Source organism: Streptomyces endophyticus (assembly GCF_035798155.1).
GTDB lineage: Bacteria > Actinomycetota > Actinomycetes > Streptomycetales > Streptomycetaceae > Streptomyces > Streptomyces endophyticus.
Genome location: NZ_JAOZYC010000035.1, coordinates 122615 through 141693, shown reverse-complemented (window position 1 = coordinate 141693; position 19079 = coordinate 122615). Strand labels below are relative to the sequence as shown.

At 70.3% G+C, this 19079-nt stretch carries 19 protein-coding genes; 11 read left to right on the top strand and 8 right to left on the bottom strand.

What is annotated here, in order from left to right:
* Positions 1-221: 221 nt before the first annotated feature.
* The 6 genes from OKJ99_RS06785 to OKJ99_RS43735 form a co-directional block, all read right to left on the bottom strand.
* Entirely contained in the window at positions 222-1355 is a 1134-nt protein-coding gene (locus OKJ99_RS06785; RefSeq protein WP_407700653.1) for an NAD(P)-binding domain-containing protein, read from the bottom strand.
* Between the two features lie 87 nt (positions 1356-1442).
* Positions 1443-2612, bottom strand: a complete 1170-nt coding sequence (locus OKJ99_RS06780) for an LLM class flavin-dependent oxidoreductase (RefSeq protein WP_326014864.1) — start codon at positions 2610-2612, stop codon at positions 1443-1445.
* A gap of 4 nt (positions 2613-2616) precedes the next feature.
* Entirely contained in the window at positions 2617-3666 is a 1050-nt protein-coding gene (locus tag OKJ99_RS06775) for an ABC transporter substrate-binding protein (RefSeq protein WP_326014863.1), read from the bottom strand.
* Positions 3667-3755: 89 nt separating this feature from the next.
* Positions 3756-4550 (bottom strand): ABC transporter ATP-binding protein, encoded by a 795-nt coding sequence (locus tag OKJ99_RS06770; protein WP_326014862.1) that lies wholly within the window; start codon positions 4548-4550, stop codon positions 3756-3758.
* Positions 4523-5431 carry an ABC transporter permease gene (locus tag OKJ99_RS06765; protein WP_326014861.1) on the bottom strand — a complete coding sequence of 303 codons (909 nt, stop codon included), beginning with the start codon at positions 5429-5431 and terminating at the stop codon, positions 4523-4525. Before OKJ99_RS06765 ends, OKJ99_RS06770 begins: the two co-directional genes overlap by 28 nt.
* 158 nt (positions 5432-5589) lie before the next feature.
* Positions 5590-5673 carry a putative leader peptide gene (locus OKJ99_RS43735; protein ID WP_407700656.1) on the bottom strand — a complete coding sequence of 28 codons (84 nt, stop codon included), beginning with the start codon at positions 5671-5673 and terminating at the stop codon, positions 5590-5592.
* Positions 5674-5807: 134 nt separating this feature from the next.
* Here OKJ99_RS43735 and OKJ99_RS06760 point away from each other — a divergent pair, with 134 nt between their 5' ends.
* The gene (locus tag OKJ99_RS06760; protein WP_326014860.1) at positions 5808-6230 is read left to right on the top strand and encodes a YjbQ family protein; all 423 of its coding nucleotides are present in this window, start codon (positions 5808-5810) and stop codon (positions 6228-6230) included.
* 34 nt (positions 6231-6264) lie between these two features.
* Here the strand turns inward: OKJ99_RS06760 and OKJ99_RS06755 are convergent, their stop codons facing one another.
* The gene (locus OKJ99_RS06755; protein WP_326014859.1) at positions 6265-7251 is read right to left on the bottom strand and encodes a helix-turn-helix transcriptional regulator; all 987 of its coding nucleotides are present in this window, start codon (positions 7249-7251) and stop codon (positions 6265-6267) included.
* 160 nt (positions 7252-7411) lie between these two features.
* Here OKJ99_RS06755 and OKJ99_RS06750 point away from each other — a divergent pair, with 160 nt between their 5' ends.
* Positions 7412-8833 (top strand): aminopeptidase P family protein, encoded by a 1422-nt coding sequence (locus tag OKJ99_RS06750; RefSeq protein WP_326014858.1) that lies wholly within the window; start codon positions 7412-7414, stop codon positions 8831-8833.
* A gap of 34 nt (positions 8834-8867) precedes the next feature.
* Here OKJ99_RS06750 and OKJ99_RS06745 read toward each other — a convergent pair whose 3' ends face one another.
* Positions 8868-9860, bottom strand: coding sequence for an AraC family transcriptional regulator (locus OKJ99_RS06745; protein WP_326014857.1), 993 nt, complete (start codon positions 9858-9860; stop codon positions 8868-8870).
* Between the two features lie 126 nt (positions 9861-9986).
* Between OKJ99_RS06745 and OKJ99_RS06740 the strand changes: the two genes are divergently transcribed.
* From OKJ99_RS06740 to OKJ99_RS06700, 9 genes are all read left to right on the top strand, one after another.
* Complete coding sequence (locus OKJ99_RS06740) at positions 9987-10961, top strand: quinone oxidoreductase family protein (RefSeq protein ID WP_326014856.1); 975 nt, start codon at positions 9987-9989, stop codon at positions 10959-10961.
* Positions 10962-10987: 26 nt separating this feature from the next.
* Complete coding sequence (locus OKJ99_RS06735; protein ID WP_326014855.1) at positions 10988-11866, top strand: TauD/TfdA dioxygenase family protein; 879 nt, start codon at positions 10988-10990, stop codon at positions 11864-11866.
* An 81-nt stretch (positions 11867-11947) separates the two neighbouring features.
* Positions 11948-13000 carry a BKACE family enzyme gene (locus tag OKJ99_RS06730; protein ID WP_326014854.1) on the top strand — a complete coding sequence of 351 codons (1053 nt, stop codon included), beginning with the start codon at positions 11948-11950 and terminating at the stop codon, positions 12998-13000.
* A gap of 46 nt (positions 13001-13046) precedes the next feature.
* Positions 13047-14360, top strand: coding sequence for an MFS transporter (locus OKJ99_RS06725; RefSeq protein ID WP_326014853.1), 1314 nt, complete (start codon positions 13047-13049; stop codon positions 14358-14360).
* A 99-nt stretch (positions 14361-14459) separates the two neighbouring features.
* Positions 14460-15050 carry an RBBP9/YdeN family alpha/beta hydrolase gene (locus OKJ99_RS06720; protein WP_326014852.1) on the top strand — a complete coding sequence of 197 codons (591 nt, stop codon included), beginning with the start codon at positions 14460-14462 and terminating at the stop codon, positions 15048-15050.
* Entirely contained in the window at positions 15047-15811 is a 765-nt protein-coding gene (locus OKJ99_RS06715) for a CoA transferase subunit A (RefSeq protein WP_326014851.1), read from the top strand. Before OKJ99_RS06720 ends, OKJ99_RS06715 begins: the two co-directional genes overlap by 4 nt.
* The gene (locus tag OKJ99_RS06710) at positions 15808-16500 is read left to right on the top strand and encodes a 3-oxoacid CoA-transferase subunit B (protein WP_326014850.1); all 693 of its coding nucleotides are present in this window, start codon (positions 15808-15810) and stop codon (positions 16498-16500) included. Before OKJ99_RS06715 ends, OKJ99_RS06710 begins: the two co-directional genes overlap by 4 nt.
* Positions 16500-18056: a long-chain-fatty-acid--CoA ligase gene (locus OKJ99_RS06705; RefSeq protein ID WP_326014849.1), complete on the top strand. Its 1557-nt coding sequence runs from the start codon at positions 16500-16502 to the stop codon at positions 18054-18056. Before OKJ99_RS06710 ends, OKJ99_RS06705 begins: the two co-directional genes overlap by 1 nt.
* 80 nt (positions 18057-18136) lie before the next feature.
* The gene (locus tag OKJ99_RS06700; RefSeq protein ID WP_326014848.1) at positions 18137-19063 is read left to right on the top strand and encodes an LLM class F420-dependent oxidoreductase; all 927 of its coding nucleotides are present in this window, start codon (positions 18137-18139) and stop codon (positions 19061-19063) included.
* Positions 19064-19079 lie beyond the last annotated feature (16 nt).

Sequence of the window (19079 nt, the reverse complement as noted above, 5' to 3'; positions counted from 1 at the left end):
CGACCGCGCCGCCCGGCTGTGTCGCCCGGCCGCGTCGACGGACCGTGTCGCCTGGCCGTGTCGCCCGGCCGAGCCACCCGGCCGCGTCGCCCGACCGTGTCGACGGGCCGCGTCGCCCGGCGGCGTCACCTGGCTGTGTCGCCTGACCGCGCCACCTGACCGCGCCACCCGGCCGCGCCACCCGGCCGCGTCGCCCGGCCGTGCCGCCCGATCCTGTCGCCTCAGACCGCTACCGGCGTCGGCGCTCTCCGCCCCAGTAGCCGCTCGATGTCGCGCACCGCCGCGCGCCCCGCGCGGTTCGCGCCGATCGTGCTTGCCGAAGGGCCGTAGCCGACCAGGTGGACCCGGGGGTCGAGGGCCGCGTGCGTGTCGTCCATCCGGATCCCACCGCCCGGCTCCCTCAGCTTCAGCGGCGCCAGATGCTCGATGGAGGCACGGAAACCGGTGGCCCAGAGGATGGCGTCGGCCGCCACCTCCTGCCCGTCGTCCCAGGCCACGCCGGTCGGCGTGACCCGGTCGAACATGGGGTGCCGGTCGAGGACGCCGTTCGCGCGGGCCTCGCGGATCGCGTCGTTCACCGGAAGCCCGGTCACCGACACCACGCTCAGCGGTGCGAGCCCCTGGCGTACCCGCTCCTCGACCATCGCCACGGCGGCCCGCCCCTGGTCCTCCCCGAAGGGGCCGTCGCGGAAGACGGGCGGCCTGCGGGTCACCCAGGTCGTCGATGCGGCGTACGGAGCGATCTCCATCAGGTGCTGCGTTCCGGAGGCCCCGCCGCCCACCACCACGACACGCTGACCTGCGAACTCCTCGGGCCCCTGGTACTGAGCGGTGTGCAACTGCCGCCCGTGGAAGGTCTCCTGCCCCGGATAGCGCGGCCAGAACGGCCGGTCCCAAGTGCCCGTCGCGTTGATCAGGGCGCGCGCCGACCACACCCCGTCCGAGGTCTCGACGAGCAGCCGTCCGCCCTCCCCCTCGCGTACCGCCCGCACGTCGACCGGGCGCCGCACGCGCAGATCGAAGGCCTCTTCGTACGAGGTGAAGTACCCGGAGATGACCTCCGAGGACGGTCGCGCGGGGTCGGCGCCGGTCAGCTCCATGCCGGGCAGCGCGTGCATGCCGTGCACCTTGCCGTACGTCAGTGAGGGCCACCGGAACTGCCAGGCGCCGCCCGGGCGGGGCGCGTGGTCGAGGACGACGAAGTCCTGCTCGGGCTCGAAGCCCACGCGGCGCAGGTGATAGGCGGCGGACAGACCGGCCTGGCCGGCGCCGATGACGACGACGTCGACCCGGCGCGGGCCATCGGCGGAGGCGGCGTCTCGTATCCCGGTGTCGTGTACCCCGATGTCGTTCACGTTTCTACTAACTCCATCGGGGCGCGAGATCTTCCCTCACCGGAGACACCGACCGCACCCGCCGCACCGGCGGCCGCGCCAAGCGGCTCAGCGTCCCCCCGCGACCGCCAGCGGCGCACCGGACCGGCGTGCGACCGGCGCCACGAGCCCGCGTGCGGCCAGTTCGGGAATGACACCCTCCCCGAACCAGTACGCCTCCTCCAGATGCGGATACCCGGAGAGCACGAAGTGCTCGATGCCGAGCGCGTGGTACTCCTCGATCCGGTCGGCGACCTCCGTGTGGCTGCCGACGAGCGCCGTCCCGGCGCCCCCTCGCACCAGACCGACCCCGGCCCACAGATTGGGAGAGATCTCCAGGCCCTCCCGCTCACCGCCGTGCAGCGCCAGCATCCGCTGCTGCCCGACCGACTCGCTGCGACCGAGCGCGGCCTGCGCGGCGGCGACGGCCTCGGGGGAGAGGTCGTCGAGCAGCCGGTCCGCGGTGGCCCACGCGTCCCGCGCCGAGTCGCGCGAGATCGTGTGCAGCCGGATCCCGAACCGCACCGTGCGCCCCTCACGCTCGGCCAGCTCGCGAATCCAGTCGATCTTCTGCTTCACCTGCTGCGGCGGCTCGCCCCACGTCAGATACACGTCGGAGTGGCGCGCCGCGACGGGCCCCGCGGCGGCCGACGAACCACCGAAGAAGATCTCCGGCTGGGGGTCCGGCGCAAGCGCCGTGTAGCCGCCGTCGATCCGGTAGTGCTCCCCGGCGAAGTCGAACGGCGCCCGCGAGCTGCCGCCCCACACACCACGCACCACCGAAAGGAACTCATCGGTGCGGGCATAGCGCTGATCGTGGTCGAGCTGGTCGCCGAAGCGCCGCTGCTCGGCCGAGTCACCACCGGTGACGACGTTGAGCAACAGCCGCCCGTTCGTGAGGCGTTGATACGTCGACGCCATCTGCGCGGCGAGCGTCGGCGAGATCACCCCGGGCCGGAACGCCACGAGGAACTTCAGGCGCTCGGTGTGCTGGGCGAGCGCGACCGTCGTCAGCCACGCGTCCTCGCACCACGTACCGGTCGGCGTCAGCACGGCCTCGAAGCCCAACTGCTCCGCCGCCTTGGCGATTTGGACGAGATAGTCGAGGTCGGGCGCGCGCACTCCGGAGATCGGCCCGCCCGGCGAGCGTTCGAGTGCCCCACCACTGAAGGCGTGCCGGTCGACGAGGGTGCGTCCGTCGCCGCCGGTCGGCAGGAACCAGTGCAGGGATACGTTCATGGGTTCAGGACTCCTTGCCGTACGTGCGCGGAGCGGTGGAGGAGGGCGGCAGCTTGCCGTTGAACCGTGTGTCGACGTACTTCGAGAAGTCGACCTTGCGCGGAATCAGCTTCAACTGGGTGAAGGTGTCGGCGATTTGCTGCTCGGAGGCGATCACCTTCTTGTCGACGGCGACCGTGACACGTGTGCCGTTCGTACGCTTCACGGCGTCGTACGCCGCCCCGTACGGCAGTCCGGTGTCCTTGGCCCACACCTTCGCCCACGCCTGCGGATGCTTGTAGACCCAGTTCTGGGCGCGCCGCAGCCGGTCCAGATAGTCCTTGATCGCGGCGGACTTCTTCTTGTCGTCGAGGGCGATGGGGGAGGCGACCTGGAAGGCGAGCCCGTTGGTGACCCCGTCGCCGTCGGTCAGCACGCGGCCGAGCTTCGCGCGCAGCGCCTGTGAGGTGTACGGGTCCCAGACGGCCCACGCGTCGACCTTGCCCGCGGTGAACGCGGCCAGGGCGTCGGCCGGTTGAAGATACTTGACCTTCACGTCCTTCAGCGCGAGCCCGACCTTCTTGAGCGAGGCGACGAGCTGGTAGTGCGCCGAGGAACCCTGGGCCACGGCGATCGACTTGCCCTTGAGCCCCGCCGGACTCTTCAGCTTGGAGTCCTTCGGGACAAGGATGGAGTCACCCTTGGCGGTCCCATGACTGGCGGACACCACCTTGATCTTCGAGTCGGCACCGGCAGCGAAGACGGGCGGTGTGTTGCCGACGCCGCCGATGTCAACGGCCTTGGCGTTGATGGCTTCGAGGAGCGGCGGCCCCGAGGTGAACGTGGACCAGCGAATCTTGTAGTCCAGGTCGTCAAGTTCACCGGCGGCCCTCAGTACCGCCTCCGAACCACCCTTCTGGTCACCGACGTTGAGGGTGAGCGACCCCTTCCCGTCGATGCCGCCGCCGCTGCCACCGCTGCCGGCGGATGTGCCGGCGGTGGAGGCGCCGGAGCAGGCGGCGAGCAGGAGGGCGAGGGGAGTGACGAGGGCGCCGGCGATGAGAGGGCGTCGCATGACAGGTCCGTTCAGGAATAGGGGAGCGAGCGGAAAGTCGAGATGAGGGATGAGAAGTGAGAGGTGAGGGGTGAGAGGTGAGGGGGGGATCAGTGGGAGGACTCGTCCACGCCCAGCCGGTTCAGCAGCTCGGCGCGCAGCTCGGCGAAGCGCGGATCGGTGAGATCGCGCGGCCGGTCCAGATCGATACGGGTCTCGTGGGCGATGACACCGTCGTCCATGACGAGCACGCGGTCGGCGAGCAGTACCGCCTCCTCGACATCGTGTGTCACCAACAGCACTGCGCAGCCCCGCTGTTGCCACAACTCGCCGACCAGGCGTTGGGCCGTGATCCGGGTCAGCGCGTCGAGCGCGCCGAACGGCTCGTCGAGCAGCAGCAGATCGGGTTCGCGCACGAGGGCACGGGCGAGCGAGGCACGCTGGGCCTCGCCGCCGGAGAGCGTCTTGGGCCAGGCGTCCGTACGGTGCCCGAGTCCGACCTCCTCCAACGCCCGCTCGGCAACGCCCCGTTCGGGCTTGCCCGGCAGGCCGAGCAGTACGTTGCGCCACACCCGCTTCCACGGCATGAGCCGCGGCGCCTGGAACGCGACGGCCTTGCGCCGGGGCACGAGTACGGTGCCCTCGATGTCGCGGTCGAGCCCGGCGAGGATGCGCAGCAACGTGGACTTGCCGCACCCGCTGCGCCCGAGGAGAGCGACGAACTCCCCTGGTTGGACGTCCAGTTGAAGGTTGTCAATGACGGGACGCCCGTCAAAGGACCGGCTGAGCCCTTCGACGCGCACGGCTGAACCGGCATCGACGGTGGTCTCGGGAGAATCGGGAGAATCGGGGGACGCGGGTGACACGGGAGAAGGGGTCACCGGCCGGTGAACGTCGGTCGCCATTGCAGCAGCAGCCTTTCGAGGGAACGGACGACGAAGTCGGCGATCAGGCCGAGGAACGCGTAGACGATCAGGCAGACGACGATGACGTCGGTGCGCAGGAAGTCCCGCGCCTGCACCATCAGGAATCCGATGCCGGCATCGGCGTTGATCTGCTCGGCGAAGACGAGCGCCAGCCACGCGATGCCGAGCGAATAGCGCAGCCCGGTCATGGCCCCGGGCAGCGCACCCGGCAGCACGACATGACGTACGAGCCCCCACCGGCCGAGCCCCAACGACTCCCCTGCCTCGATGAGTTGGGAGTCGACACCGCGAATCCCGGCGTACACATTCAGGTACAGCGGGAACGACACACCAAGCGTGATGATGGCGACCTTCGGCGCCTCACCGATCCCGAACCAGATGATGAACAGCGGGATCAGCCCGACGAACGGCACGGTCCGCAGCATCTGCACACTCGCGTCGACGAGATCCTCGCCGACCCGGAACAGGCCGGACAGCAGCGCGAGCCCGGTCCCGACGACGACACCGCACAGCAGCCCGACGGCGACGCGTTGCAGCGAGACACCCATGGCCGCGGGCAGCGACCCGTCCGAGACGAGGTCCGCCCCGACACGCGCGATGGTGCCAGGTGACGCCAGCACCTCGGGCGTCAACACCCCTACAGACGTGAGGAGTTGCCACAGTACGAGGAGCAGCAGCGGCCCACTGGTGCGGCGCAGCCAACGCGGGATGCGGGTGCGGCGGGTGGAGGAGGGGACGAGCGGAACGAGTTCGGGCGAAGGGACGGATGTCCGGCCCTCGGGCACCTTGTCGGCGGCCTGCCCGGACTCCTTCTCGGGCGGTCGGTCGGACGGAACGGGTGGGGCATGACTGATGCTCATGGCACTCCATGGCAGGCGAGGGCACGCCTCGGCGCCAGCGGGCGCGCGTCAGCGGCGCGCCGTCACGGACGAACACCGAAGCGGCAACGAGAAGAGGGGGAGCGCAGAAACGCGAAGAGAAGAAGAAGCGCGGCAGCGCGGAAAAGCGGGAGAAGGCGTCAGCGGCCGGATCGACACGCGGCAGAGGCCACCCGCAGCAGGTCGATGTGACCGCGCGTGGTGAGCATGACTGAACGCAACATGCGGCAGAACGTATCCAGTCGTCGACACATGGTCAATGACGTCTCAACGTATGGACCAGGCGACTGGACCAGCATCCCCGGAGCCGGTCCTCCCCGTCGGGCGCCCGACGGTCCTCCTGGGCGACAATGTCCCCATGTCAGACGTCTTCACGACCCGAGTCCTGGACCTCACCACCGGCTCCGCCGAGCGCGTCGTCGACCTGACGCGCGACTGCGAGTCCTTCCTGCGCGAGGTCGCCCAAGGCCGCGACGGCCTGCTCAACCTCTTCGTCCCGCACGCCACGGCGGGCATCGCCATCATCGAAACGGGCGCCGGCAGCGACGACGACCTCCTCGCCGCCCTCCACACCCTCCTCCCCGCGGACGACCGCTGGCAGCACAGCCACGGCTCCCCGGGCCACGGCCGCGACCACGTCCTCCCAGCCCTCGTGCCGCCGCATGCGACGTTGCCGGTGGTGGGGGGTGGGTTGGAGCTCGGGACGTGGCAGTCGGTGTGTTTGGTGGACACCAACAAGGACAACGCCCACCGTCACGTCCGGTTGAGCTTCCTCGGGTGACGTGCCGCAGATCCGAGTGCGGCACGCGGATCCTTCACAGCCACCCGTTGCGCTGCGCGTGCAGTGCCAGTTGGAAGCGGTTCGCGGCGCCGAGGCGGGTCATCAGGATCTGTAGGCGGCGGAAGAGGGTGCGTCGGCTGATGTCCAGTTCGCGGGCGATGGTCTCGTCGCTCGCGCCGCCCGCGAGGAGCCACAGCAGGCGGCGGTCGGCGGGTGGTGGGCCGCCCGGGGTCGTGGTGCGGCCGTGGAACGGCAGGGCCTGGCGCCAGCACTGCTCGAACAGGGCCACCAGCGCGGACAGCAGGCCGCAGGGCTGCACGACCAGCGTCGTGTGGTTCACGTCGGCCTCTTCGATGGCCAGCGACACCAGGGCGTACGCGTCGTCGATGATCACGAGCTTGACCGGTACCGAGGGGAGCACCCTGGCCTGCTCGCCGGCGTTGACGCACGGTTCGATGGACTCCCGCAGGCGGCCCGGGTGCTCCAGCGACTCGCGTGAGTAGACGACCCGTTGGGTGACGCCGCGGGCGAGTGTGGCCAGTGCGTCGTCCGTGGACTCGGGCAAGGGGGAGTACGGCGGGGACTCCAGCTGGCGGATCTGCTCGCGCGCGCTCGCCCAGGCCTGCCGCGTCCGGGGGCCGACGGCGTCACCGGTGACGACCTCGACGAGCGTGTCCCGGTGGGTGGCGAGCCGGCGGCGCCGGAACGACTCGAAGGCACCGCCGACAGCGACCCGTGACTCCTCGAGCTCCGCCGTCCGGTGCCGGGCGAGCACCTCCAGCGCGGCGGCCGGCGGCACCGGCGCCACGGGATCCCCGTCCGGTCCGGTGGCCACGGCAAGACCCGCGTCGACGAGCACGCCGTACGCCGCCTGCGGGTCGTCGGTGCGGCCCAGGCCCGCCGCCGCGGCGATCTCGCCCAGCGGCGCGGGAGCCAGGTCGAGCAGCGCCGGATAGAGCCGGGCCGCCGCGTCGTCGAGGCCGAGCAGCTGGAGGGCCGCACCGAGTTTCGCGTTCGTCATGAAGCGCATTATCGGCTGCCTCCCGAGCTCGCGCGTGGCCGATCCGTGCCAGTGGCACTACTGGGCGCCAGAGGGCCGCCGAGTGGACTACGGTGCGCCAGGTCGCCGCCGACCTGCGGCGACGCACCCCGAGCACCCACAGGATTGGAAGGCGTACGTCATGGCGGAAGGCCGCAGGAACGGGCTCTACTCCGGGATCTCCGACGAACTGTCCGCCCTGATGCGCACGCGCTGGGCGGACACCGAGCGGCGTGACCTGACCCCCGACGAGCAGGCCCCGTACGCGGCCGCCCGGCGCACCGCGCTCTCCGCGCGCTTCCCCGGAGAGCGCCTCGTGATCCCCTCGGGGAACCTCAAGGTGCGCTCGAACGACGACACCTACCCGTTCCGGCCGTACTCGGCATACGTGCATCTGACCGGGGACCAGGCCCGTGACGGCGCGCTCGTGCTCGAACCGCGCGCGGAGGGCGGCCACGACGCGTACTGCTACCAGCTTCCGCGCGACAGCCGCGACGACGACGGGTTCTGGACCGGTGCCACCGCGGAGCTCTGGATGGGCCGCCGCCGTTCCCTCGCGGAGGCACGGAGCGCACTCGGCCTCGAGTGCCGGGACGTGCGCACGGCCGCCGCCGACCTGGCTTCCGCCTGCGCCACTGGCGGTGCACCCACCCGCATCGTCCGCGGTGTGGACCCGGCCCTGGAGGCCGCCGTCACCACGGACGCCGACCGCGACGCCGAACTGGTGGCGGCGCTCGACGACCTGCGCGTCGTCAAGGACACGTGGGAGATCGCCGAGATCCGCGGCGCGGTCGACTCCACCGTGCGCGGATTCACCGATGTGGTCGGGGAGTTGTCGAAGGCGGTCGCCTCGTCCGAGCGGTGGATCGAGGGAACCTTCTTCCGCCGCGCGCGACTTGAAGGTAACGCCGTGGGCTACGGCAGCATCTGCGCGGCGGGCGAGCACGCGACGATCATGCACTGGACCGACAACGACGGCCCGGTGCGCCCCGGCGACCTGCTGCTCCTCGACGCCGGTGTCGAATCGCGCACTCTGTACACCGCCGACGTCACCCGCACCCTGCCGATCAACGGCACCTTCACGCCCGTCCAGCGCCGGGTCTACGACGCGGTGTACGAGGCCCAGGAGGCGGGCTTCGCGGCCGTGAAGCCGGGCGCCGCGTACCGGGACTTCCACGAGGCCGCCCAGCGTCATCTGGCGGTCCGGCTCGTCGAGTGGGGCTTCATCGAGGGCCCGGCCGAGCGCGCCTACGAACTCGGCCTCCAGCGGCGCTTCACCATGGCGGGCACCGGCCACATGCTGGGCCTCGACGTCCACGACTGCGCGCAGGCCCACACGGAGGGATATGTCGACGGTGCCCTTGAGCCGGGCATGGTGCTCACCGTCGAGCCCGGCCTGTACTTCCAGGCCGACGACCTGAGTGTGCCCGAGGAGTGGCGCGGCATCGGCGTACGGATCGAGGACGACCTGCTGGTCACCGCCGAAGGACACGAGAACCTGTCGGCGGGCCTCCCGCGCTCGGCGGACGAGGTCGAGGCGTGGATGGCCCGGCACGCGGGCTGACCCGGCGGCATGGGCCGACCGGAGGGCGTCGGCCCTACCGCGTCGGCCAGTGACTGGGCGCGCAGCCGAAACGGGCGCGGAACCAGCGGGAGAAGTTGCTCGGCGCGGAGAAGGAGAGGAGTCCGGCGATCTCGGTCTGCGAGTATCGCCGGCTCTCCAGCAACCGGACCGCGAGCTCGGCCCTCGTATCGTTCAGGACGGTCGTGAACGTCTCGCCGTGCTCGGCCAGTTGGCGGTGGACGGTTCTGCGGTCGACGCCGAGGCTGCGGGCGACCTGCTCCATCGAGCAGCGCCCGGTGGGCAGCAGGAGTTCGATCAGCTCGCGAACGCGCTCGATCACGGTCGTGTCCCTCGCGGGCTCGATGCCGTCCAGGAACTGCAGGGCGTAGGCGAGGAGTTGAGGGTCCGACATCCGGTTCGGCGCGCTCAGATCCGCCGCGTCGAACGCGATGCCCGTGAAGTCGTGGTCGAAGGAGACGGCCGGGCCGAAGATCCGTTGGTGGGTGGTCGGGTCGTCGGGCGGGCGATGGGCGAAACACACGGCCAGCGGCTGCCAGTTGGGCCCGAGGAACCCGCGCAGCAGCCGGTGCAGCACGCTCACCACGAGCTCGACCGACTGCTTCGTCTCCATCGGTTCGCCCGGTTCCAGGCGGACCCGGACGGTGGCGGACCCGTTCGCCTCGGACAGGTGCAGGCGCAACGCCTCGTTGTAGACGTGCTCGTAGCGGATGAGGAGCTGTACGGCGCTGCGTACGTCGGGCTCCTCCCGGATCACCAGGCTCAGCGGTCCGAGGTTGGAGAAGCGGCGCAACTCCCCGAGCCGCAGCCCGAAGTCCTGGCGCCCCGACTCCGACGCCGACTGCTCCAGGAGCTGGATCACCGCGGCCGAGGGCAGCCAGCGGTCCTGAAGGCTCAGGCTCGCCGGGTCGAGTCCGTTCGCCCGCATGAGCCGCCCCGGATCGATGCCGAACGAGCGGCTCAGGTCGAGGTAGCCGCTGAGGGAAGCGTATCGGGACTGCGGTTTCAACGAGCCTCCGATGTCCCCAGAAGATAAATCTGATGTCTGTTGAGGATAAGCGCGTTTCGGCTGCCACGCCTAGCGTTTTCTGCGTCAAACCCCGGTTCGACCAGAACACAGCGCAAGGAGAACACCGTGGCGCACGCCATCCGCTTCTACGAACCCGGCGCCCCAGAAGTGCTGCGGTGGGAGTCCGCCGAGGTCGGTGGGCCCGGCCCGGGAGAGGTCCGGGTGCGGCACTCCGCGGTCGGGCTCAACTTCGCCGACACCTACTTCCGCACCGGTCTGTACCCGGCCGCCCTGCCCGCAGGACTCGGCGTGGAGGGCGCGGGCGTCATCGAGGCCGTGGGCCCGGGAGTCACGGACTTCGCCGCAGGAGACCGTGTCACGTACACCGGCAGTCCCCTCGGCGCGTACAGCACGGAGCGGGTGATGCCGACCGCATCGCTGATCAAACTGCCGGAGGCCATCGCCTTCGACACCGCGGCGGCGATGACGATGCGCGGACTGACGACCGCCTACCTGCTGCGTCGCATCCATCCGTTGAAGGCCGGGGACACCGTGCTGCTGCACGCCGCGGCGGGAGGCGTGGGGCTGATCTTCTGCCAGTGGGCGAAGCTGCTCGGCATCCGTGTCATCGGCACCGTATCCACCGAGGAGAAGGCCGAGGTCGCCCGGGCGCACGGCTGCGACGAGGTCGTCCTGTACCGGCGGGAGAAGGTGGCGGACCGTGTGCGCGAGCTGACGGACGGCGCGGGCGTCCCCGTGGTGTTCGACAGCGTCGGCGCCGACACGTACGCGACATCGCTGGACTCGCTGGCCCCGCGCGGACTGCTTGTCTGCTTCGGCACCTCCTCAGGACCCGTCCCGCCGATCGAAGCCGTGCAACTCGCCGTCAAGGGCTCGCTGTTCGTGACCCGGCCGGCGCTGGCCGACTACATCGCCAACCCCGAAGAGCGCGCCCGGCTGTCCGGTGAGCTGTTCGACCACGTCGGTTCGGGGCGCATCCGTATCGAGATCAACCAGCGGTACGCCCTTGACGACGCCGTCCAGGCGCACCGCGACCTGGAGGCCGGCCGGACCACCGGCTCCTCGGTCTTCTCGCTCTGAGAGCACCCCGACGAGAGGAGAGAGTGATGAGCACATCTGCCCGTGCCGCTTCCACGATCACGGCACAGCCCCTCACCTGCCACATCGGAGCCGAGCTGTTCGATGTGGACCTCGGTGAAGTCGCCCGCGACGACGCGCTGTTCGCGGAGCTGAGGACGCTGCTGCTGAAGTACAAGGTGCTGTTCCTGCGTGATCAGCAGTTCACCCGTGCCGAACACGTGGCACTGGCCGAGCGGTTCGGACCGCTCGAGGACCACCCGGTGGTGGGAAGCGATCCCGACCACCCCGGACTCGTCCGGATCCACAAGGACCTGGACAGTCCGCCGGAGCACTACGAGAACGCGTACCACTGCGACGCCACCTGGCGGGAGAACCCGCCCATGGGCAGCGTGCTGAGGAATGTGGAGGCACCTCCTGTCGGGGGCGACACCATCTGGGTCGACATGGCCACGGCGTACGAGAAGCTGCCGGCCGAGGTCAAGGCGCGGATCGACGGACTGCGGGCCCGGCACAGCATCGAGGCGTCCTTCGGCGCCGCACTGCCGCAAGAGCAGCGCCACGAACTGAAGCGACGGTTTCCCGACGCCGAGCACCCCGTCGTGCGCACCCACCCGGAGACCGGGGAGCGGGTCCTCTTCGTCAACGCGTTCACCACACACTTCGTCAACTACCACACCCCGGAGAACATCCGGTGCGGCATCGACTACGCCCCCGGTGCGGGCAACCTGCTCAGCTATCTGATCGCTCAGGCCACCATCCCGGAGTACCAGGTGAGGTGGAGGTGGACGCCGAACAGCGTCGCCATCTGGGACAACCGCTCCACGCAGCACTACGCCGTCCAGGACTACTGGCCCGCCGTCCGCAAGATGGAGCGCGCCGGGATCGTCGGCGACCGCCCCTTCTGAGCGGCTCGAACCTCCTCCTTGCCCACTCGCTTGCCCACTCGCTTGCCCACCCGCGCGAACACCCGTGATCGGAGTACCCCCATGCATTTCCACGACGACGCACTCTTCCCCGAGAACCAGGACAAGCTGGTCATCACCAGCGCGCCCTACGGCCCGGAATGGGAGCCGGACGACTTCCGTGAGGACCTGCCGCTGACCATGGACGAGCACGTCCAGCAGGCGGTGGACTGCTTCGAGGCGGGCGCCACCGTCCTCCACATCCACGTGCGGGAACTGGACGGCAAGGGCTCGAAGCGGCTGTCGAAGTTCAACGAACTGCTCGGGCGGCTGCGTGAGGCGGTTCCGGAGATGATCCTCCAGGTCGGCGGGTCGATCTCGTTCGCGCCCGAGGGCTCGGGCGCCGATGCCAAGTGGCTGTCCGACGACACCCGCCACATGCTGGCCGAGCTCGACCCCAAGCCCGACCAGGTGACCATCGCGATCAACACGAGCCAGATGAACATCATGGAGCTGATGACCCCCGAGGACATCGCGGGTACCTCCATGACGCGTCCCGAACTCGCCGAGGCGTACCGGGAGATGACCGTTCCGGCCGGACCCGCCTGGGTCGAGGAGCACCTGCGCAGGCTGCAAGCGGCGGGCATCCAGCCGCACTTCCAGCTGTCGAGCATCCCGCAGCTGGAGACCGTCGAGCGGCTGATCCGGCGGGGCGTCTACACCGGCCCGCTGAACGTCACCTGGGTGGGTATCGGCGGTGGCTTCGACGGCCCCAACCCGTACAACATCATGCAGTTCATCAACCGGGTGCCGGACGGGGCGATCCTCACCCTGGAGACCCTCATGCGCAGCGTCCTGCCGGTCAACGCGATGGCGATCGCCATGGGGCTGCACACCCGGTGCGGCAACGAGGACACCCTGTGGGGCCGCAAGGGCACCAAGGCCACCTCCGTCGAGCAGATCAGGCAGCTGGTCCGGATCGCCGGTGAGCTCGGCCGCGAGGTCGCCACCGCCAAGGACGCCCACGAGATCTACAAGATCGGTACCAGCTACGCGGACGCGGACGAGACGCTGGCCAAGCTCGGTTACGCGCCGAACCGCAGGCCCGGTCAGGTCGGGTTCACCCACCACGCCTGACCGGTCGACAGCGATTGTCACCCGCGCCCGGCTCTGAGGAGTGATCGTGACACTGCGCGAAACCGTGGGGCGGGCGCCGGCGCCGCCCACCGGATCCGGAACCCGAAGAACGTACCCCTGGCTCGTCTTCGCCCTGGCCTTCGGACTGCTGCTCTCGGACTACATGTCCCGGCAGGTGCTCAGCGCCGTCTTCCCGGTCCTGAAGGCCGAGTGGTCGCTGTCGGACGCCCAACTGGCCTCGCTGAGCAGCGTCGTGGCGCTGATGGTCGGGCTGCTCACCCTGCCGCTCTCGCTCGTGGCCGACCGCTGGGGCCGGGTCAGGAGCCTGGTGGTGATGGCGGTGGTGTGGAGCCTGGCCACGCTGCTGTGCGCGGTCGCGGGGAACTTCCACGAGCTGCTCGCCGCGCGGTTCCTGGTCGGGGTGGGCGAGGCGGCCTACGGCAGCGTGGGAATCGCGGTGGTGCTCGGCATCTTCGCCCCACGCGTCCACGCGGCGCTCGGCGGGGCGTTCATGGCCGGCGGGTCGTTCGGCTCGGTGGTCGGCGTCGCCGTCGGCGGCAGCCTCGCCGTGCACGTGGGCTGGCGCTGGTCCTTCGCGGCCATGGCGGCCTTCGGACTGTTGCTGGTCGCCGTGTTCCGGGCGGTGGTCAGTGAGCGGAAGCTGGACGAGTACGCGGTCGAGCCGCGATCGCCCGCGGCGTCGGCCGGAGGCCGGGCACCGTTCACGAGCCTGTTCACCAGCCCGGCGCTCCTGTGCACCTATGTCGGCAGTGGGCTGCACATGTTCACCCCGGCCGTGCTGCTCTCCTGGACACCGAGCTACTTCAACCGCTACTACCACCTCCGGGCGGACGAGGCCGCCGTGATCGCCGCGGCCTTCGTCCTGCTCATCGGCAGCGGCATGGTGATCTGCGGGATCATCTCCGACCGGTTCACGCGCTCTCGCGCCGACGCCTCCGGCCAGTGGACCGCGGGAGTGGCGTTCTGCGTCGTATCGCTGGTCTGCCTGTCGGCCGGCTTCGGCCTGGCGTCCGGTCCGACGTCGCTGATCCTCATCGGCTGCGGGGCGTTCTTCGCCGCCGGCTCCTCGGGGCCCACCGCGGCGATCGCCGCCGAACTGTCCCACAGCTCCGTACGGGCGACCGGGCTCGGGGCGCTCACGGTCGCCAACAACGTGCTGGGCCTAGCACTTGGCCCCTTCGTCGTCGGGATGGTCGCCGATCACCTCGGGCTGCTCGGGGCCCTGCGCCTCGCCCCGCTGGTGTACCTGGCCGCCATCGCCGCCCTGCTGCTCGGCAGGCGGCTCCACCCCGCGGGGAAGCTCCGCCTCGACCGGCTCGCCCTGTCCACCGCCCGCTGAACCCGCAATCCGCAAATCCGCAATCCGCTGCCCCCCGAATCACCCGATCCAGCCGATCCACTCGATCCAGCCGATCCAGCCGATCCATCAGGGACGAACATGACAGCCACCCCGACACCGACCGTGGTGATCGTGCCCGGACTGCGAGACCACGTCTCCGACCACTGGCAGACCCACCTGGCCGAACGGTTCGACGGCGCACGCACCGTCGCCCCGCTCGCACACGACAGGCTCAGCCGGGCCGCCCGCGTCGCCGCTCTCGACGAGGTGCTCGCCTCGGTCGCGGGCCCCGTCGTACTCGTCGCCCACAGCGCCGGGGTCGTCACCACCGTGCACTGGGCCCGCAATCCGACCCGGCAGATCCACGGTGCGCTCCTTGCGACCCCCGCGGATCTGGAACGACCGCTGCCCGAGGGCCACCCCTCCGCACAGGAGCTGCAACGCGGAGGCTGGCTGCCCGTACCGCGCTTTCGACTGCCCTTCCCCAGCATCCTCGGCATCAGCAGCAACGATCCGCTCGCCACCCGTCGGTACGTCGCCGGCCTCGGGGAGGTGTGGGGCAGCCGCCCGGTCGACCTCGGTCCTGTCGGACACCTCAACCCGGCCTCCGGGCACGGGTACTGGCCGCGTGCGGAGGAGCTGGTGCGACAGCTGCTCGGCAGCCGGGAGACCGAAGGGGCGGCCTCGTGACCCAGGTCTGCGCGACACCGGCCGAGGCGGTCGCCGACATCCCGGACGGCGCCTCACTCGCCGTCGGCGGCTTCGGCCTCTGCGGTGTCCCGGACGCCCTGATCGCGGCCGTCGCCGCCGGGTCGGCCACCGGGCTCCACGTGATCTCCAACAACTGCGGGACGGACGGCCACGGGCTCGGGCAACTGCTGCGGCGAAGGCGAGTCCGGCGGGTGACGGCCTCGTACGTCGGCGAGAACGCGGAGTTCGCCCGGCAGTACCTGGCGGGCGAGTTGGAGGTCGAGCTGACTCCCCAGGGCACTCTGGCCGAGAAGCTCCGCGCCGGCGGGGCGGGCATCCCCGCGTTCTTCACTCCGGCCGGGGTCGGTACACCCGTCTCCGACGGGGGACTGCCCTGGCGCTACGACGCCGACGGCTCAGTGGCGGTGGCCTCCCCGCCCAAGGAGATACGCGAGTACGGAGGGCGGCGCCACGTCCTGGAGGAGTCGCTCACCGCCGACTTCGCCCTCGTGCACGCCCTGATCGGGGACACCGAGGGGAACCTGCAGTTCAACCAGGCCGCAGGGAACTTCAACCCGCTCGCCGCTATGGCCGGGCGGATCTGCGTCGCCCAGGTCGAACACCTGGTGCGTCCGGGCGAGTTGGACCCCAGGCACGTACACCTGCCCGGAATCTTCGTCGACCGGGTCGTCCACACGGGCGTCCAGGACAAGCAGATCGAAAAACGCACGGTGACCGTGGCAAGGGAGAACGGCGCATGAGCGCGACAACGGCCGCGCCGACGAGCGCGGCACCCGGCAGGACACCGGGCTGGACCCGGGACCAGATGGCGGCGAGGGCCGCCGCCGAACTCGCACCCGGCGAGTACGTCAACCTCGGCATCGGACTGCCGACGCTCGTCCCCGGCCAGTTGCCGCCCGGCCTCGGCATCGTCCTGCACAGCGAGAACGGGATCCTGGGCACGGGCGCCTACCCCGACGAGGACTCCGTGGACCCGGACCTGATCAATGCGGGCAAGGAGACCGTGACCGTCCGTCCGGGCGCCGCGTTCTTCGACTCCGCGCTGTCCTTCGCGATGATCCGCGGCGGCCACATCGACACCGCGGTCCTCGGCGGCATGCAGGTCTCCGCGGCCGGCGACCTGGCGAACTGGATGGTGCCCGGCGCGATGGTGAAGGGGATGGGCGGGGCGATGGACCTCGTCCACGGCGCCCGCCGGGTGCTCGTGCTCATGGAACACACCAACAGGTCGGGGGCGTCGAAGATCGTGCGCCGGTGCACCTTGCCGTTGACCGGGCAGGGTGTGGTCGATCGGATCATCACCGACCTCGCCGTCATCGATGTCACCCGTGAGGGGCTCGTGCTGCGTGAATGCGCGCCCGGGGTGAGCGAGGACACCGTACGTGCCGCCACCGACGCTCCGTTGGCACGGTCGAAGGCGGGTTCCTGATGCTGAACCTGTCCGTCCTCCTGGAGGACTCGGCGCGGCGCCACCCCCGTCGCGTGGCACTGGTCGCCGGTGACCGCCGCCTCGACTACGCCGAGGTCGACGCCCGGGCCTCCCAGGTCGCGCGGCTGCTGACAGCGCGCGGCGTCGGGCCGGGGGACCGGGTGGCCCTCTCCTGCCCCAACCTGCCCGAGTTCCCCGTCGTCTACTACGGCATCCTCAAGGCCGGTGCGGTGGTCGTACCGCTGAACATCCTGCTCAAGCCACGTGAGATCGCCTACCACTTGGCGGACTCCGGCGCCGTCCTGTACTTCTGCCACGAAGGCACGGCGGACCTGCCGACGGGGGAGTACGGGCGGGAGGGCTTCGAGAAGACCGCCGGTTGCCGGGAGATGTTCCTGATCACGGACGGCATGTTCCCGGACACGTCCGAAACCTTCGAGTCCGTGCCCCGCGAGCCCACGGACACGGCAGTGATCCTCTACACCAGCGGGACCACCGGACAGCCCAAGGGCGCCGAACTGTCGCACGCCAACATGGTGCTCAACGCCCTGACCGCCACCCGGCTCTTCGACAGTTCTCCGGCCCGGCCCGACACCCATCTGCTGACACTTCCGCTGTTCCACTCCTTCGGACAGACCGTGAACATGAACGCGGGCCTGTCGGCCGGTGCCACGCTGGTGCTGATGCCGCGCTTCGAACCACAGGCGGCGCTACGGCTGATGCGCGAGGAGCGGGTCACCGCGTTTGCCGGTGTTCCCACCATGTACTGGGGGCTGCTCGGCGCGCTCGACCACGACACCGAAGGCGCCGACCACCTCGCCCGCAATCTCCGCCTGGCCATCTCCGGTGGATCCGCGCTTCCCGTGGAGATCCATACCCGGTTCGCCGAGCGGTTCGGCATCCGGATCCGCGAGGGCTACGGCCTGTCCGAAACCTCGCCACTGGCCCTGTTCACGGACCCGGAGGGAGAGCCGAGACCCGGCTCGATCGGGGTGCCCGTCTGGGGCGTCGAGGCCCGGCTCGTCGACCGGCACGGCGAGACGATCACCGGCGAAGGACAGGTCGGCGAGCTCGTGCTGCGCGGGCACAACGTCATGAAGGGATACCTCAACCGCCCCGAGGAGACCGCTCGCACACTGCGCGACGGCTGGTTCCGCACCGGCGATCTCGCACGCGTCGACGGGGACGGCCACTACTACATCGTCGACCGCGCGAAGGACCTGATCATCCGAGGCGGGTACAACGTCTACCCGCGCGAGGTCGAGGAGGTGTTGATGAGTCACCCCGACGTGTCCCTGGCATCCGTCATCGGCGTCCCGGACGCACGTAACGGCGAGGAGGTCAAAGCCTTCGTCATCCTCGAACCGACCGCCCTGATCACCGAGACGGAGCTGATCGCCTGGTGCAAGGAGCAGATGGCGGGCTACAAGTACCCGAGGTCCGTCGTCTTCAGCACCTCGTTGCCGATGACCGCCACGGGCAAGATCCTCAAACGGGAACTGAGCGGCTTCCCGCTCCCCGCCCCCGCTTCGAGCCGCGCCTCGTCTCCTGGTTAGCCTGGCGTTTCCGACCAGCAAATACGGCGTGGGCTCGCCACATCGGTGCTGCCGTGCGCCCGTCGAGAGGAGACCCGTCGGTGAAGTTCGGGATCAATGTGCTCAATTACGGGCCGGGCACCACCCCCGCGTCCATGGAGGACTGGGTTCTCCGCGCCGAGGGGCTGGGGTTCCACCTGGCGATGATCTCGGACCATGTGACGCTCCCGCAGGAGGCCCTGCCGGTCTTCCCGCCGCCGTTCTACGACCCGTTCACCACCCTCGCGTACCTGGCCGGCCGCACCTCGACCATCGAGCTGGGCACCACGGTCATCGTCCTCCCGTACCGGCACCCGCTGCAGACGGCCCGGGTCACGGCCAACATCGACCAGATGAGCAACGGCCGGTTCGTGTTCGGCGTGGGCGTCGGCTGGTCGGAGCAGGAATTCAAGGCGCTGGGCGTCGACTTCGCCGCCCGCGGCAGGATCAGCGACGAGTACCTGGAGTCCATCAAGGACCACTGGACCAAGCCGCTGATCTCCTTCCACGGCGAGCACCTGGACTACACGGACATCACCACCGGCCCTGCTCCGGTCCGTGACCCGCATCCGCCGGTGTGGGTCGGCGGGCTCAACGGGCCCGCCATGCGGCGGGCCGCGCGCTTCGGTGACGCCTGGCACCCGTTCGGTCTCGGCCCGGCCGAGATCCGGGAGCGGCTGCCCAAGCTCAAGGCCGCTGCCGAGGAGGCCGGGCGCCCGACGCCCGCCCTCGCGCCGCGCATCCCGCTGCACATCACCGAGCAGCCGGTTCCGGAGGAGGGGCGCCTCACCGGGCACGGCACCGTCGCTCAGGTGCGGCGCGACCTGGAGGAGCTGGCCGAGCTCGAGCCCGACTGGATCGTCCTCGACACCTTCCTCACCTTCTACCTCGGTGCCGTCTCGGCGGAGGAGGTCCCCCGCCACGACCCGGCCCAGCTGGAGATCGCGGCGGCGGAGCTGCTCGACCTCAAGGGCGAGACCCTGCGCTGACGTGCCGTCAGGCCCA

Bases quoted from the DNA above. Each gene is read 5' to 3' on its own strand.
- OKJ99_RS06735 (WP_326014855.1), top strand. From the start codon at position 10,988: ATGAGCACATCTGCCCGTGCCGCTTCCACGATCACGGCACAGCCCCTC.
- OKJ99_RS43735 (WP_407700656.1), bottom strand. From the start codon at position 5,673: ATGTTGCGTTCAGTCATGCTCACCACGCGCGGTCACATCGACCTGCTG.
- OKJ99_RS06755 (WP_326014859.1), bottom strand. From the start codon at position 7,251: ATGACGAACGCGAAACTCGGTGCGGCCCTCCAGCTGCTCGGCCTCGAC.
- OKJ99_RS06775 (WP_326014863.1), bottom strand. From the start codon at position 3,666: ATGCGACGCCCTCTCATCGCCGGCGCCCTCGTCACTCCCCTCGCCCTC.
- OKJ99_RS06750 (WP_326014858.1), top strand. From the start codon at position 7,412: ATGGCGGAAGGCCGCAGGAACGGGCTCTACTCCGGGATCTCCGACGAA.
- OKJ99_RS06760 (WP_326014860.1), top strand. From the start codon at position 5,808: ATGTCAGACGTCTTCACGACCCGAGTCCTGGACCTCACCACCGGCTCC.
- OKJ99_RS06710 (WP_326014850.1), top strand. From the start codon at position 15,808: ATGAGCGCGACAACGGCCGCGCCGACGAGCGCGGCACCCGGCAGGACA.
- OKJ99_RS06770 (WP_326014862.1), bottom strand. From the start codon at position 4,550: ATGGCGACCGACGTTCACCGGCCGGTGACCCCTTCTCCCGTGTCACCC.
- OKJ99_RS06780 (WP_326014864.1), bottom strand. From the start codon at position 2,612: ATGAACGTATCCCTGCACTGGTTCCTGCCGACCGGCGGCGACGGACGC.
- OKJ99_RS06730 (WP_326014854.1), top strand. From the start codon at position 11,948: ATGCATTTCCACGACGACGCACTCTTCCCCGAGAACCAGGACAAGCTG.
- OKJ99_RS06705 (WP_326014849.1), top strand. From the start codon at position 16,500: ATGCTGAACCTGTCCGTCCTCCTGGAGGACTCGGCGCGGCGCCACCCC.
- OKJ99_RS06765 (WP_326014861.1), bottom strand. From the start codon at position 5,431: ATGAGCATCAGTCATGCCCCACCCGTTCCGTCCGACCGACCGCCCGAG.
- OKJ99_RS06720 (WP_326014852.1), top strand. From the start codon at position 14,460: ATGACAGCCACCCCGACACCGACCGTGGTGATCGTGCCCGGACTGCGA.